This window comes from Lactococcus sp. bn62, assembly GCF_029492705.2.
Lineage (GTDB): Bacteria > Bacillota > Bacilli > Lactobacillales > Streptococcaceae > Lactococcus > Lactococcus petauri.
The window spans coordinates 1,212,131-1,227,253 of sequence record NZ_CP120417.1; the positions used below are offsets into that span (position 1 = coordinate 1,212,131).

A 15,123-nucleotide genomic window follows, 5' to 3' on the forward strand; every position below is an offset into this window, starting at 1 on the left:
AGCTATCACCGATAGCTTTTTTTATTTAACCATTACTTGGTAAGAAAGGGATGATTGACTCAGCAAAAGCCTCCATATTACGGCTTTGAATCATGATTTTACCACGACCTTTAAATTTGTTGACAAGCCCTTCACCAGTTTTAAAACCAAAAGTTCCAGAAGCGACTTCGATTGAATAATCAAGCGTTTTGCTCCATGCAAGGACGTGATGATTGTCCACGATATATTCTTCTGTACCATCTAATTCAATTTCGACAATATCACCATAGCCATTAACTAACATACGGCCACTTCCTTGTGTTTCCATAACATACAGACCACCAGTTCCACCAAGAAGAGCTCCACTTAGTTTTTGTCGTTCCATCGTATAGTGAACATCCCCATCACTTGCAAGGAAGGCCCCTGTATTCAAACGCCATTGTTCTTGACCAATATTAAGTTCTTTCACAGCACCCGGAGTAGCTGGCGCCAAAGTGATTTGACCATTAGCACTGCTTGATTTGACTTTAGTGATAAAGAAACTTTCACCACTTGTTATTGAGCGCCCAAGAGCTTTCAAGGCGCCACCAATACCACCTCTCCCATTGCTATTCATCTTACCTTCAAGCGTAACTGAAGGGTTGTGGTAAACCATTGCTCCTGACTCAATCTGAATTTCTTCCTTATCTTGCAGGGTAACATGTACAAGTGGAAAAGCTGATGTTGAGCTCAATTGATATTCCATAAATTTGGGCCTACTTTCTCATTTTTTCTAATTATAACATAAAATTAAAGAGAGTAAAAAGCCTCTTGCTCAGGTCAAGAAACTTTTACTCTCTTTATCTATAATCAATAGTTTGAATTGTTTTGCCTTGATCATCGGTAAGATTCACAACAAGTTGAGGATGATTTACCCCAGAAGCTTTCATTGATTCTAAAACTTTATCGGCAACTTTTTCTATCTGATCACCATTTGTTGCTAAGATGCTGTGAGATAGGAAGCCGTTCATTTTAGAGGAACTTACTGTATATTTTACTGTCTGTCCATCTGTTGTGGCTTGGGCTGAATCAATAAAACCTTGCGAACGACTCACAATATTGCTGGCATTTTGATTCAGTGTTGAGACAATCGCTTCTGGACTGGCTGGAGCAATATTTCCTGAAGCATCAGTCAAACTTTCTGAATAGGCAATAACTTTCGACAGAAGATTATCCGTATTATTGGCAATTGCATAACGCCCAAGCAAAACAAGACCTCCCACAAAAAGCGCAAGCACGATAATAAGCCCAACAAGAAAACCAATTAATCTTCTCAAAATTCCTTTTTTATTTCTTTTTGATCTTCTTGAAACCATAATCTCCCCTTATCTGTGAGCAACTTATAAACGGCCGTCTGTCACAAAGACATTTTAAATTTAATTATTATTTTTTATTTTACAGTACTTTTCTTAAGCGAAAGTTATTATAAAAAAGCCTTAAGGCTTTTTATTGATTTTGTAGTTGTAAAACTTGCGCGTTATTGATTTCTTTAAAGAGTTTGTTGCTTGTTTCTTTTGAGATAGTTTCCGATTTCACCTGATCCAGTACATACTGATATTCAAGTTGGAAAGCTTCAATAAGTAGTTCGTTAGGCACGATTGTTTCTTCTTGAATTTCATTTCGCATACGGTAATGTCTATTTTCGAAGACTCGCTTCACTTCTTCAATGTCGCTGAAATCAGTAACCTTCTTCTCAAATCGTTCTCTTTCAAGACGATTTAATTTTTCCATTGTGGCCTCATAAAGAACATCCTCTAAATGCCCAAGTTCATTTCTTACGGCTATGAATTCTTGCATCTCACTTTGATCAGCTCCACGTAATCGACTTCTTCTCGAAAACATTCTTCTAATTTTTTTACTCATGGCACGCTTGCTGCTATTCTCCAAGTAAATTCTGAAGTAGTCAATAGCTTTCGCTGAAAAATTTTCTTGAATATCTGAACTATCCAAAAATGCTTCTTGCCAGGTCACAATGTTTTCTAAGAGTCGACTACTCTTATTATGATCAGGAATTTGCAAACCTTTTTGTGATTGCAATTGCTTTGTTAAGCTACTGCGCACCTTACTGTCCTCTATCACTTGCATCATATGTAAAATAGCATAGTCAACCATATCATTTCGAACACTATCAATGTCATCTGAACTTGCAGCTTTCATTGGTGACAAGAGTTTAGGCAAGATAAAGGTAGGCACAATAAGGCTGAGCAAAATGACTATTGTTGCCATACTAATAATAATCTCTCTGTTCTCAGTGCTCAAAATAGCAGTATTTAGGGGTAAAGAGAAGGCCATTGCCAATGTCATTGTTCCGTGTGCTCCTGATAGAGCAAAAATAGTGGAGTCTTTACCGCGCTCTTTCTTATCGTTTGAGAAGAAATGTTCGATAGAACGATTACCTCTTTGATTAGTCCAGAATTTTCGTATAAATAACATCAGCACGTAAACCAAAGCACTGATAAAGAAGAGTATAACAGCTTCTTCTAAGCCTAAGGATTTAAAGATATCCCAAATACCAAAGAGACTTACTCCTAATAAAATAAAGACAAAATTGTTGAGAATCCCACTCAGTATTTCCCAGATGGTATTATTGGTGAGTTGAACATTGGTCGACGTAAGTTTAAGCATATCGCCTTCAAAATTATGAATTAATCCTGCAGCAACAACTGCAAGTACTCCAGAGGTGCCAAAATGCTCAGCAAGCAAATAAAGAGCAAAAGGCGTTAAAATAGAAATCGGAATAATCGTCGCTTCTGGATTTGTTGCCCGAAGATTAATCGCAATGCGAATACGAACTAAGAAAGTCCCGATAATTAATCCAATAAGTATTCCCCCAATGGAAACAAAAGCAAACTGGCCAAGTCCGCTCCAAATACTAAAATGACCACTTTCCAGCACCGAAAGCCCCAAACTTAAGAGGACCAAACCTGATGCATCATTGAAAAGAGATTCAAACTCGACAGCTTCATTTACGCCTTGTGGCATTTTTTTACCCGCAATAATAGATTTAACAGCAACAGAGTCTGTTGGCGTAACAATTGCAGCAAAACAAATTGCCAAGGGGAAAATCCAGCTGCCCATAATATTTGTGGTCAATGCTGCAACAAAGAGTACAGTTACAACAGCTAAAGTAATGGAGAGAAAGAATATTCCTCTGAAATTTTTTCTAACTTCTTTCAAAGATGTTTTACTGCCTTCATTAAACATTAAAGGTGCAATAATTAACATCATGAAAAACTCTGGCTCCAACTCAAAATGCCTAAACTCTGGTAAGAAACTCAGAAGAATTCCTACTCCGATCAAAATAAAGGTTTCAGATATTTTTGGGAAAAACTCTTTGATTACATTTGCCGCAATGACCCCAATCAACATTACAGCTATGAAACTAACGGCTGACATAAAACACCTTTTCTAATTTTTTCTATTTCTTTAGTATATCACATACTCCGTCATACAAATAATCCTCCTGTGTGAAAATTAAAAGCTAGGAATAATTATTCCTAGCTTTTCTTTATTTTTTCCTTGCAGAAACAATCAACATCATCGGGCGTCTCAGCTCATCATGCATTTCTTCAAATACAAGCATTTGTTCAGGTGGCTGAGGTTCAATCACATGTTGAAGTTCAAAGCCAAGTTGTAGCAATGTGTTGAGATATGTGGTTAAAGTTCGATGATATTTAGTTACTTCTTCTCCTAAGAAGGACACCTTACGTTTTCCCTCGTAGAAATAATTGTCTACAGGAAAGTACTCTTTTTTTCCTTTTACATCATAAATCCAATCTTGCAGGCCAGATGCAGTAAAAAGAGGATGTTCTACCGAAAACACAAACTGACCGCCCGTAGTTAAGCACATGTATATGTTGGAAAAAAGCATGGCCAAATCTTCAATGTAATGTAAGGCTAATGAGCTCAGAACCACATCAAAAGAATCCAGTTCAAGACATAAGTCCTCCATAGCGATACACTGATAAGTTATTTTCTCATCTGAGTTTTTACTTGTCGCTCTTTCCAGCATTTTACTCGAAATATCTGTGCCTAAGACATAAGATGCTCCATTTTCAACAGCATATTTGCAGTGCCAACCATATCCACAGCCAAGGTCCAAAACTTTTTTGTTATGAAAATCAGGTAAAATATTTCGTAGCTCTGACCATTCTCCAGCAGCTTCTAACCCTGATTTTGAACGCTCCATTTGAGCATATTTTGAAAAAAATTCTTGATTATTATATTTGTTTTCTTTCATTTGTTATTCTCCCATGTAAATTTTATTTATACGTTTACATGGGTAGAAACAATTTTTTGAGCAATAATTCCTTCTGACATTATTTTTACTCCTTTGTTTTTTATTATAACATGGACCGTTTTAAAATTCTATGAGGCTTCATGCATTCGAATAGCCCGCAGTGAGGGAAGGATACTTAAAAGGATAATTATTCCCATAAATATAGCCATGCCAATATTCCCATAGAGTGCTGACAGCGAAACCAAAACACCTGAGAGTACGGAAGCGACTGGCTGAGTCACTGAAAAGGCGCCCGTATAAGTCCCAACATGATCACCTTCCATCAGGTCGGCTCTCAAAGCTTGAGAGAAAGGTACAAGAATCATTTCGCCCAAAGTAGCAACTACTGCTGCTGTAACTTCCCAGCTTAAATTATGACCTAAAAAGGCAATAATAAAACCTAAACCTTGGAGAAAAATTCCTAATGTAATCCCTGTGCTCCGCGACCAATTTTTAGTAAGTTGATTCATTTTACTCATAAAGAGTACGATAATCAAGGTATTGATCAATAGGAAAAGTGTCAACATCCGTTGACCATAAAGTTCCAACCCTAAAATTCGTGTTGTTGAGAAACTGTCACTTAGATGTACTGGCAAATAGTAATCAATTTGATTAAAAATCATCGCAATAAAAACCGAAGCAAATAAATAAGACATAAAGATGCTGTCTTTAGCCACAAAGAAATAAGCTTTTATAATATTTGGTGCTTTCTTTTGATGTTCTTGATGCGGGTCAAAAGACTCATCAATCCAAAACAAGACAACGACAAAACTCAAAATTTCTTCAATAGTGATCACCAGCAAAAGCCAGACCAAATAATCACGGAAAAACCAACCAGAAAGTCCCGAACCAATCATAATAGCAAAATTGATAATCCAGTATTGAATACTGTAGACTGTTCTCCGGTTTTCACTTGTTGTTAAATCAACAATCATCGCTTGACTGGCTGTATTAAAAAAGCCAAAACCAAAATTCACGATTAAAAATCCGAAAAAGGTTGTCCAAGGATTAAAGTAAAATCCCGAGTTAGAAAAAGTTGCCAGTGCTGCTCCAACTGCAGTTACTGCAGTTGAAAAAAGCATGACAGGCCGACGACCTTTTAAATCTGTCAAATGTCCCGCATAAAGGCCAACCAAAAAAACCATAATAGAGCTCACAATAAGCAAGAGTCCTGTGATACCAGCACCCATATATTTATTATAGTAAATTGTCATGGAGCCACCAACTGTACTAAAGCATAGTGCTCCTAAAAAATTCATCACTAACCTAATTTTAATGGTCGGATGAAGTCCCCAAAATTCTTTCATATTCTTCTCCTTGAATAAAATAGCAAACAAAAAAAGACTTCCCTTTAATGTTTGGAGCTTTGTCGCTCAAACTTCCATGGAAAGCCTTTGTCCTTGACCTTATTTCTGTTTATGAAAACCAGAGTGCTATTTCTCGCTCTGCAGATTCCGGTGAGTCTGATCCATGGACAATATTTTTAATGGCTTTACCTTTTTCAGGTGATTGAGCAAAATCTCCACGAATAGTCCCTGGTTGAGCTTGACTAGGATTAGTTGTCCCCATCATTGTGCGCCAGCAAGAAATAGCTTCTACACCAGATATCACACCAACAACTACTGGTCCAGAAGTCATATAACAACGAATATTTGGATAAAAATCTTTATCAACTAATGCTTCGTAATGCTTGTCAATCAAGTCTCCATTTGGAGCAGAACGTCGCTCTAGTTTTTCTAGTTGAAAACCACGCTGCTCGATTCGTTTCAATATTTCACCTACAAGACCACGTTGAACGCCGTCAGGTTTAATAATAAAGAAAGTTTTTTCCATGATTGACTCCTCCTATATATCGTGTTTATATTTTACATCTAAAAGCTATAAGTTGTCAAGAATTATCTGTAAATTTCGACAAAACACTATTTTTATATACAAAAAGCCCGAGATAACCCGGGCTTTTCTCTTTTTCTTCACTTATTCTTCGATGGGTAAGATATCAAAGTCAATTTTATTGTCGACAAGTTTAACAAGAACTTTAGTTTTTGGTGGAATTTTACCTGCAATAATTAATTTAGCAAGTGGATTTTCAATAACTTTTGTCAAGTAACGTTTTAATGGACGTGCACCATAAGCTGGTTCATAAGCATTTTCTGCAATCCATGCTTTGACTTCTTCACTAAGTTCTAGTTCAACAGACATTTCTTCAAGACGTTGTGTCAATTGACCGGTCATCTTCACAATAATATTTTTAATATTATTCAATGACAATGGTTTGAAGAGAATAGTATCATCAATACGGTTGAGGAATTCTGGTTTGAAATGCATCCGCAATTGTTTCATCACTTCTTCAGTTGTTTCTTCAGATATTTCGCCTTGATCATCAACATTGTCTAGCAAATATTGTGATCCGACATTTGATGTCATAATCAAAACAGTATTCTTGAAGTCAACCAAAACGCCTTTTGAATCCGTCAAACGACCATCATCCAAGACTTGCAACAAGATATTGAAGACATCTGGATGTGCTTTTTCAATTTCGTCCAACAAAATAATTGTATATGGGTTACGGCGCACAGCTTCAGTCAGTTGACCACCTTCATCATAACCAACATATCCTGGAGGAGCTCCGACAAGACGGGATACACTGTGTTTTTCCATATATTCACTCATGTCAATACGAACCATGTGTTCTTCGGAGTCAAATAAATTTTCGGCCAAGGCTTTAGCTAACTCTGTCTTACCAACACCTGTAGGTCCTAAGAAAAGGAAGGAACCTAAAGGACGATTAGGGTCTTGAATTCCTGCTCGAGCACGAATAATAGCATCAGACACAGCTTCAACTGCCTCATCTTGCCCTACTACACGTTGATGAAGAGTTTCTGGTAAATGAAGGAGTTTTTCACGTTCACCTTCCACCAGTTTTGTCACAGGAATACCTGTCATACGGCCTACAACTTCCGCAATTTGTTCTTCAGTGACAGATTCTTGAACAAGACTGAGATCATCTGATTTTGCTTTGCTTTCAAGCTCTTTCAGTGATTGTTCAATTTCTGGAATTTTACCGTAACGTAAGGCCGCTGCTTTTTCAAAGTCACCTTCATTTTGTGCTTCTTCTAATTCATGGCGTGCACGTTCCAGTTCATTCCGTTTATCAGAAATATTGCCCACTTCTTTCTTTTCAGCTTCCCATTGGGCTTTAAGTTGATTGTTTTCTTCACGAAGTTCTGCAATTTCTTCACGAATGATATTTAAACGTTTCTTCGAAGCATCATCACGTTCTTTTTTGAGCGCTGCTTCTTCAATTTCCAACTGCATCAAGCGGCGGTTTGCTTGGTCGAGTTCTGTTGGCAGAGAATTCATTTCAACACGAATTGTTGCGCTGGCTTCATCGACTAAGTCAATCGCTTTATCTGGCAAGAAACGGTCTGTAATATAACGATCAGAAAGTGTTGCTGCTGCAACCAATGCGTTATCGTGGATTGTTACACCGTGGTGAATTTCAAAACGTTCTTTCAAACCACGCAGAATGGAAATAGTATCTTCAACTGTTGGTTCAGTAACTAGAACTTTTTGGAAACGACGTTCCAAAGCTTTGTCTGTTTCCATATATTTACGGTACTCGTCCAAAGTTGTTGCACCAATTAAATGCAATTCACCACGTGCAAGCATCGGTTTCAAAAGATTACCAGCATCCATTGAACCTTCAGTCTTACCAGCACCGACGATCGTGTGTAACTCATCAATAAAGAGAATAATTTGTCCGTCAGACTTTTTAACTTCATTCAGTACTGCTTTCAGACGTTCTTCAAACTCACCACGATATTTAGCACCTGCAATAAGTGCCCCCATATCCAAAGAGAATACTGTTTTATCTTTTAGATTTTCAGGTACATCTTTACGGACAATACGTTGCGCAAGTCCTTCAACAATGGCTGTTTTACCTACACCAGGTTCACCAATTAGAACCGGGTTATTTTTTGTTTTACGTGATAAGACACGAATAATATCACGAATTTCTTCATCACGTCCGATTACAGGATCTTGTTTTCCTGATTTCACTTGAGCAACAAGGTCGACGCCGTATTTTTCAAGTGCTTTATATGTATCTTCAGCATTTTGGTTTGTCACTTTATCACCTCCTCGTAGGTTTTCAATTGCTAATTTCGTTTTTTCTTTATTCATTCCATGGCTAACCAGATATTCTGTTAAAGGATTTTTCTTTAACTCAAAAAGGGCCAAGAGTACAATTTCAGTTGAGAGATATTCATCACCCATATCTTTGGCAATCTTATTTGCTGCATTGAACAGATTAAAGAGATCTGCGCTAATATTTTGACCATAGGTAATATTGCTACCTTCAACAGAAGAAATCTTGTCTATTTCTTTTTCAATAATTTTTGTAAATTCTTCAATGTTAATTTCTGAATCTTTGTAAAAATTAAAGGCAAAACTGTTCGGTTGCACAAATATTCGCCATAAATGTGGAATTTCAATCGCTTGATGATGGCGAGTCTGCGCAATTTGTTGCGCTTCATAAAGCGATTTTTGCATACTTGTTGTCATTTTTTCGATGTCCATAATGCACCTCGATTCATTTCATAGTAATGTAGTATTTTTCTCATTTTTCTTACTACCTCTTAATTATACTCTTTTGGTCAGTAAAGGTCAAACTATTTGCTCATAAATTTACATATAAAAATAAGAGGGGTTTTCTTGAGAAAATCCCTCTTATTTTTACTATTTTTGAAAAACGCTGATACGTTGTCCGACATAATTTCCTTCCAGTGCAATATTAATCATCGCTTTCGCATAGTCTGCATAACTAATCACACTTTCGCCTTTGTCATTAACCGTAAACTCTTCTCCCGCAACAACATAATCTCCAGTTTTTTCACCATCTGCTTGGAAATCTGCAGCAGGGCTTACATAAGTCCATTTCACATCCTGACGTTTTCTCAACGCAGTTAATGAATCAGACATAGCTGTTGCCAAAGGTTTGAAAGCGTCTGGGAAACCTTCTGATTGATAAAGTGCTAAATCATGTTCTGGATTAAGGTAAAGACTTCCGGCACCACCAACAATCAACAAGCGCTTGTCCGTACCTTCAACAAGATCAGCAAGATGTTGGATTGAAGTAGTATGTTGCTCCAAGCTATCTTCTGCCCATGTTCCAAAAGCATCAATAATAACATCAAAATCCTTGATGTCTTCTTTAGTTAAATCAAACAAATCTTTCTCGATAGAAGACGGAGCTACTGTTTTGTTTTCGCCCCGAACAATTGCTGTTACATCCAAGCCTCTGTCTACCGCTTCTTGTACAATAAGACGACCGGCTTTACCATTTGCTGCTACTACTGCTAATTTCATATTAGACCTCCATGTCTTTTCCGTTGTAATATTTTTTGTTACAACTAATTCTACATAAGCTTTTATTAAATGTCAACGATTTGGTTTCTTAAGGATTTATCGCCACATAATGATCAATATCCGTAATTACTTCTTGTAAACTCATCGCCTTCATTTGGTCTTCCATCGCTTTTTGAATTAAATCAAGTTTATCATACAGTACTTGATGGATATTTTTCCCGACAGAACAGTCAGGGCTGGGATGTTCGTGAAAATGGAATAAGCCATTTTTATTAATGACTTCAACCGCACTATAAATATCGAATAAACTAATGTCTTCAATTGGTTTAGCGATTGCAGCTCCACCGCTCCCGCGCACAACATGCACTAATTCGTTAGCTTTCAGTTGCTGTAATACTCTTCGAATAATCACGGGATTTACATTAATACTTGTAGCTAAAAAATCACTAGTAATCTTATGTTCTCCCTCAAAGGTATGGATACAGGCAAAAATATGAAGTGCAATCGTAAAGCGACTTGATATTTGCATTTTTTTCTCCTTCGACTCTCATTTTACCTTAAGTATAAATGTCCTTTTTCAGAATGTCAATTATAATAACTAGGCAAATATATTATGGGCACTTCTCTCCAAAATAAGTTATAATTAAATTATCAGAAAAGAAAGGGGTATAAATATGTTTTCTGAAAACTTTTCGAAAAAATTACGTAACAACGTCGGAATTAATGGTCTTATTTCCACACTTATTGGATTACTCATTTTATTTTGGCCAGGACGTACAGCACAAGTTGGAACTGTTTTGATTGGGATTTCCTTCATTTTAATTGGAGTTTCTTATCTTGTTTCTATCTTTGCCTTGATGAATGAAAATCCGTGGTCACGCTTTGGACATCTTCTTTTAGGTACGGTTTACTTGGTTGCGGGGATTTTCTCTTTAATTAACTTGGCAGCTGCAACAGCTACCTTGTTTATCATCATTGGTATTTTAGTTGGTTTCACATGGATTACTGAAGGCTTTGTTTCCTTTGGGTTTGTTCCATATTCTCCATCTAAACCTTGGACAATTCTTTCAGGACTTCTCAGTGTCGTTGCGGGCTTCATGCTCTTGCTCACACCTTTATGGGGTGCAATGGCACTTTGGACACTTCTTGGTGTTGTTGTTCTTATCTTAGGTATTTTCAAATTGATTCGTTACTTTACTTGGTAATCTTTGCGAATGCCAAATAAAAAAGGGTTCTTCTTAAAGAACTCTTTTTTAATTTTTCATTTTTTCGATTTACGGTTCATAAGCATTGACAATACACCGGTACCAAACAAGATAATCGCCGAGATATAGTAAGGGAAGAAATGATTGATATCAAACATTACTCCTGCAGCCAATGGACCTAAAATATTGCCAAAACTTGTAAAGGTTGAATTCAATCCATTGATTGCTCCTTGTTGGTCTCCTGCGTGTTTTGACAAGTAAGTTGTTACTGCCGGTCTAAATAAGTCAAAAGCGAGGAAGACAACAAATGTAGAAATAGCAACAGTGATGCGATTACCTGTGAAAGCAATAATAGCAATAAAGAGCGCACTTGCAAAGAAGGTCAAATGAATCAAATGCATTTCACCAATCTTTCCAACAATCCAGTCGAATAGGAAGAGTTGGAAGAAAAGGGCGATAATACCACTTACTGTAATTACTAAAGCAATTTCACTTGTAGTAAAGCCAAAATTGATTGTCGCCATGATGCTATAAATTGATTCGAAGGCTTGCAGACCAAACGAAGAAATTAAAATAACGACAAAAAGCGATGTGAACATTGGATTTTTGAGGATATCCAAGAAAGATGCTTTTGGTGTGTCAGGATTAATATCCATTGTTTTTTCTGGCTCTTTTAACACAGTCATACTCAAAATAAATCCGATAAAGGCTAATAGTGCAGCCACAAAAAAAGGAACCCTTATACCAAAAGTCGCTAAAAATCCTCCGACACCAGGACCAATGATAAAACCTCCACTGATTGCTGCTGAAACTTTACCCATGGCTTTGGCACGTTCGCCTAATGTTGTCAAATCTGCTACATATGCTGTAACAGAAGGCATCAATAAAGCTGCTGCAATGCCTCCCAAAGCGCGAGACACGTAAAAAAGAGCTTTAACTTGTGCTAAACCAAATAAAAGTTCAGAAAAGGAGAAAATAATCATACCCAAAGCAATGAGCTTTTTTCGTCCAACCTTATCCGATAAATGCCCAGCGATCGGAGAAGCAATCAATTGGGCAATAGCAAAAATCGAAATCATCATTCCCATTGTTGTTCCTGAAAAATGCATTTGCTCTTTCAGTTGTGGCAAAACAGGAATAACGAGACCTACACCTAAGAACACAAGCAATAAGTTTGAAATTGCTAGGTTAATCATCCATTGTTTGTTTTTCATAACTATACCCCAATACCCGATAAAAAGACAGATTCAAAAATTTGAAACCGCCTTTTTATCCTATTCTATTTGTTAAGTCTATTCTATCATATTCTGCACAAAAATAAAAAAGTATAAATTTATTATCAATTTTTTCATATCAAATGTTCATAAATACCGTACAATAAATAAAATCCCTCATAGGTAGAGGAATTTTATTTATTAGGCAAAAATTTCCGGAAAGAGGAATTGCAAAACGTCCATAGTTACCCGACGACCTTTCCCTTTCAACGGATAGAGATGGAAAAGCATAGCAGGATTAAAGTTAGCTTCAATAATGCTGTACTTTTCACCCAAGCTATTATTGAGATCTTCGATCAGTATATCCACTCCAGTGATCTTGACTTGCAGAGCATCAGCAGCTTTTTCAGCAATGTTCTTATAGATTTCAGGCATCTCATCAGTGACATCGATAGAGTCTCCACCTGTCGATACATTAGAATTTTCTCGGAGGTTTACCTTTACATCTTTTTCAGGGATACTCTGTTCCGTATAACCTTGGACGTCCAGCATAAGTTTTTCGGTGGCAGTAATCTGGATTTTTTCTAAGGGAAAACGATGATCATGGCCACGTAGAGGATTCTCATTTTTCTGTGCGACCAGTTGGCTGATCGTGGATACTCCATCACCAATAACATGTGCGGCATCCCGGCGAAGGACTGCCCTTGTCTTGCCATCCAGCACAAAGAAACGGTATTCGGTACCAGAAACAAATCGTTCAACAAGAACTTCTTTATCTTCTCGGAACGCAATTTCTAGAGCTTTATAAAACTGTTCTTGTGTCGCTGGTTTTTTAAAGATAGAAATTCCTATGCCATAATTCGTTGATTTAGGCTTGACAACAATTGCGGCCGATTCAAAAAGTGGAAAGGCAGCCTGTGCAGTTGCTAAATTGCTAAATTCTTGCCCTTGCGGGGTTTTTAAATGTGCCCGACCGAGCAGCTTTTTCGTGACCACTTTATTTTCCATAATGGCATAAGCGACCATGGAATCTTTCGAAGTCATATTCCCTTTTTCGATAATTTCTGTATGAGATTTATAACTTAAAGCAATCATCTGGTCTTGTGCATCTAAAATTTCAACTTTTAAGCCTTTTTGAATAGCATCAAAAAGCAAATTTTGCGTCGAAAGTTCGAGATGAGTAAAGCCTGCCAATTGAAAAGGACGTTTATAGGATTGCTGATGGTATTTGCGAGACAAGTCCAAAGCAAAAGCTTTGTCTTGACGATAAGCCAGCTCCATCTGTCCAGCAATTGTGGTTTCTGGTTTTTCCAGCATTTGAGCAAACTTATCAATAAGCGCCAAATCATCTTGGGCAAACTCTAAGTTCTGGGCAAACCAGCGCATCTGATCGAAAAAGAGCTTGCCTTCATTATAATAAGCTGTTTTTTCTAAAGGATTTTCTAAAGCTACAACATCATTTATTGTATAACCTAATCTTTGAGCAGCATCTGGCGTCTCTTCTTCCTCTTTATATATCAGATAAAGGCTAAAAAGGTGAATAAATCGAGCAGTATCTTCATCCAACCCGACACGCACAAAAGGATTCAAGTCAAAATTGCGAAACTCGACATACTGAACGCCCACGTCCAGCAACTCTTCCGCCCGCTTTCCACCACGTAAACGAACAGCAGAATAAAACTCCTTCATCTCAGAGAGTGCACCCTTTTTAACGTAAGTTTGCAAGTCATCATAATACTGTTCAAGACTCTGATAGCTTACGAAAATATCTGGCGTGTTCCGATAGCCAAATTTAGAATTTCTAATAGAACGTACAGGTTCCTGTAATTTTTCATTTCTATCAGTAAAAAATCCAGCATTGGCACGTGGCGAAGCCCCTAAACAATATGTAATAATCCACATATAGCGCAAATATTGTCGTGAGAGCTTCATATAAATTTCAGATTTGAAGGCTTTAAAATCAGTCGCTCGTTGATGCTTCCACATGGCTTCTAGCAAATCCTCACCGAACTCAAAGTTGTAGTGAATACCAGAAACCATTTGCTTTCTTTTGCCATATTTTTCTGCTAAACCTTCACGGTAAAGGACATCTTCTTTTTTTTCTAGATTGGCAAGACGGATATTTGATTCATTTTCCGGCAAAGCGGGAGGCATGGATTGGGCCCAGAGGAGCTCATCTTGTTCAAGAGAGCGAATCATCACGTCATGAAGAGCCTCCATAAATTGTAGAGCTTGCTTTGGCTCTTCAAAAACTGGAGTAATGGCTTCCATTTGTGTTTCTGAAAAGTCAGTTTGAAGATAAGGATGAAAGCTCCGAGAACCAAGTGCTGCCGGATGGTTTAAGTGGCTTAAGTTTCCCGATGAATCCACGCGGTGACCTTCTCTTTCTAAGCCAAACCGCGCTTGAAAAAGATAAGGTTTTACTTGTGAGCTTGAGAGTATTTTAGGATAAGCAATCGTCATTTTTATTTCCAGATTTCTATTTTTTCTCGAATTGAATTTTTTGAAACTTTTACTGCTATTATATCATGTTAGTACTTACCCTCCACCAAAATAAAAATGGAATATCTGCTTAACTTGCTTTTTCCTTTTCTAGATGGATGTTAGCTTCGATTGCAACATTACCTTGCACGGCTCTCGAAATCATGCAAGAAGTTTCGGCATATTGAGCAAGGCGATAAGTCTTGTCGTAATCTGCTTTTTCATCAATTTTCAAATAAAGGTCATGGACAATTTTTTCATAAGCAAAAACTCCTTTTTCAACACTAACTGTTGCTTCAGATTCAACCTTAAAATCAAGTACTGTAATCTCATTGCGTTCAAGTAAAGCTGCCAGTGTAATCGTATAACAAGTACTTGCAGCTCCCAAGAGCATTTCGTCTGGATTCGTCCCCACACCTGGACCATCCATCACAGATGGAATCGAAATTTTCTCTTGCAAAGCGCCTGTCTCTAGCTTTCCGATAGCATTACGTCCACCGGGCCAATTAATTTGCGATGTAAAGATATGTTTTGCCATTTTTATCTCCTCTATCCTATT

13 protein-coding genes are annotated in these 15,123 nt (G+C 37.4%); 1 reads left to right on the forward strand and 12 read right to left on the reverse strand.

Annotated features, from left to right (window positions below; all coding sequences use genetic code 11):
* Positions 1–25: 25 nt before the first annotated feature.
* From P3G65_RS06305 to P3G65_RS06345, 9 genes are all read right to left on the reverse strand, one after another.
* A complete protein-coding gene (locus tag P3G65_RS06305; protein WP_019292312.1) occupies positions 26–724 on the reverse strand; it encodes a TIGR00266 family protein in 699 nt (232 codons plus the stop codon).
* Between the two features lie 94 nt (positions 725–818).
* Positions 819–1,334: a hypothetical protein gene (locus tag P3G65_RS06310; RefSeq protein WP_019292313.1), complete on the reverse strand. Its 516-nt coding sequence runs from the start codon at positions 1,332–1,334 to the stop codon at positions 819–821.
* A 130-nt stretch (positions 1,335–1,464) separates the two neighbouring features.
* Positions 1,465–3,414 carry a sodium:proton antiporter gene (locus tag P3G65_RS06315; RefSeq protein WP_019292314.1) on the reverse strand — a complete coding sequence of 650 codons (1,950 nt, stop codon included), beginning with the start codon at positions 3,412–3,414 and terminating at the stop codon, positions 1,465–1,467.
* A 112-nt stretch (positions 3,415–3,526) separates the two neighbouring features.
* On the reverse strand, positions 3,527–4,258 hold the full coding sequence (locus P3G65_RS06320; RefSeq protein WP_019292315.1) for a bifunctional 2-polyprenyl-6-hydroxyphenol methylase/3-demethylubiquinol 3-O-methyltransferase UbiG: 732 nt from the start codon (positions 4,256–4,258) through the stop codon (positions 3,527–3,529).
* A 128-nt stretch (positions 4,259–4,386) separates the two neighbouring features.
* Entirely contained in the window at positions 4,387–5,604 is a 1,218-nt protein-coding gene (locus P3G65_RS06325; protein ID WP_019293348.1) for an MFS transporter, read from the reverse strand.
* Positions 5,605–5,713: 109 nt separating this feature from the next.
* Entirely contained in the window at positions 5,714–6,130 is a 417-nt protein-coding gene (gene ndk / locus P3G65_RS06330; protein WP_019292316.1) for a nucleoside-diphosphate kinase, read from the reverse strand.
* 141 nt (positions 6,131–6,271) lie between these two features.
* The gene (clpB, locus tag P3G65_RS06335; protein ID WP_284071127.1) at positions 6,272–8,875 is read right to left on the reverse strand and encodes an ATP-dependent chaperone ClpB; all 2,604 of its coding nucleotides are present in this window, start codon (positions 8,873–8,875) and stop codon (positions 6,272–6,274) included.
* Positions 8,876–9,034: 159 nt separating this feature from the next.
* Positions 9,035–9,664 (reverse strand): SDR family oxidoreductase, encoded by a 630-nt coding sequence (locus P3G65_RS06340; RefSeq protein ID WP_019292318.1) that lies wholly within the window; start codon positions 9,662–9,664, stop codon positions 9,035–9,037.
* An 88-nt stretch (positions 9,665–9,752) separates the two neighbouring features.
* The gene (locus P3G65_RS06345; protein ID WP_019292319.1) at positions 9,753–10,193 is read right to left on the reverse strand and encodes an Rrf2 family transcriptional regulator; all 441 of its coding nucleotides are present in this window, start codon (positions 10,191–10,193) and stop codon (positions 9,753–9,755) included.
* Between the two features lie 145 nt (positions 10,194–10,338).
* Here P3G65_RS06345 and P3G65_RS06350 point away from each other — a divergent pair, with 145 nt between their 5' ends.
* On the forward strand, positions 10,339–10,869 hold the full coding sequence (locus P3G65_RS06350) for an HdeD family acid-resistance protein (RefSeq protein ID WP_014024733.1): 531 nt from the start codon (positions 10,339–10,341) through the stop codon (positions 10,867–10,869).
* A 56-nt stretch (positions 10,870–10,925) separates the two neighbouring features.
* Here P3G65_RS06350 and P3G65_RS06355 read toward each other — a convergent pair whose 3' ends face one another.
* From P3G65_RS06355 to P3G65_RS06365, 3 genes are all read right to left on the reverse strand, one after another.
* Positions 10,926–12,083: an MFS transporter gene (locus tag P3G65_RS06355; protein ID WP_029346176.1), complete on the reverse strand. Its 1,158-nt coding sequence runs from the start codon at positions 12,081–12,083 to the stop codon at positions 10,926–10,928.
* 201 nt (positions 12,084–12,284) lie between these two features.
* Positions 12,285–14,546 carry a bifunctional glutamate--cysteine ligase GshA/glutathione synthetase GshB gene (gene gshAB, locus P3G65_RS06360; RefSeq protein ID WP_019292320.1) on the reverse strand — a complete coding sequence of 754 codons (2,262 nt, stop codon included), beginning with the start codon at positions 14,544–14,546 and terminating at the stop codon, positions 12,285–12,287.
* 109 nt (positions 14,547–14,655) lie between these two features.
* Entirely contained in the window at positions 14,656–15,102 is a 447-nt protein-coding gene (locus tag P3G65_RS06365) for an SACOL1771 family peroxiredoxin (protein ID WP_019292321.1), read from the reverse strand.
* Between the last annotated feature and the right edge of the window lie 21 nt (positions 15,103–15,123).

What these genes read in the sequence shown, in the direction of transcription:
- P3G65_RS06305 (WP_019292312.1), bottom strand. Translation starts at nt 724, where the DNA reads ATGGAATATCAATTGAGCTCAACATCAGCTTTTCCACTTGTACATGTT.
- P3G65_RS06310 (WP_019292313.1), bottom strand. Translation starts at nt 1,334, where the DNA reads ATGGTTTCAAGAAGATCAAAAAGAAATAAAAAAGGAATTTTGAGAAGA.
- P3G65_RS06315 (WP_019292314.1), bottom strand. Translation starts at nt 3,414, where the DNA reads ATGTCAGCCGTTAGTTTCATAGCTGTAATGTTGATTGGGGTCATTGCG.
- P3G65_RS06320 (WP_019292315.1), bottom strand. Translation starts at nt 4,258, where the DNA reads ATGAAAGAAAACAAATATAATAATCAAGAATTTTTTTCAAAATATGCT.
- P3G65_RS06325 (WP_019293348.1), bottom strand. Translation starts at nt 5,604, where the DNA reads ATGAAAGAATTTTGGGGACTTCATCCGACCATTAAAATTAGGTTAGTG.
- ndk (WP_019292316.1), bottom strand. Translation starts at nt 6,130, where the DNA reads ATGGAAAAAACTTTCTTTATTATTAAACCTGACGGCGTTCAACGTGGT.
- clpB (WP_284071127.1), bottom strand. Translation starts at nt 8,875, where the DNA reads ATGGACATCGAAAAAATGACAACAAGTATGCAAAAATCGCTTTATGAA.
- P3G65_RS06340 (WP_019292318.1), bottom strand. Translation starts at nt 9,664, where the DNA reads ATGAAATTAGCAGTAGTAGCAGCAAATGGTAAAGCCGGTCGTCTTATT.
- P3G65_RS06345 (WP_019292319.1), bottom strand. Translation starts at nt 10,193, where the DNA reads ATGCAAATATCAAGTCGCTTTACGATTGCACTTCATATTTTTGCCTGT.
- P3G65_RS06350 (WP_014024733.1), top strand. Translation starts at nt 10,339, where the DNA reads ATGTTTTCTGAAAACTTTTCGAAAAAATTACGTAACAACGTCGGAATT.
- P3G65_RS06355 (WP_029346176.1), bottom strand. Translation starts at nt 12,083, where the DNA reads ATGAAAAACAAACAATGGATGATTAACCTAGCAATTTCAAACTTATTG.
- gshAB (WP_019292320.1), bottom strand. Translation starts at nt 14,546, where the DNA reads ATGACGATTGCTTATCCTAAAATACTCTCAAGCTCACAAGTAAAACCT.
- P3G65_RS06365 (WP_019292321.1), bottom strand. Translation starts at nt 15,102, where the DNA reads ATGGCAAAACATATCTTTACATCGCAAATTAATTGGCCCGGTGGACGT.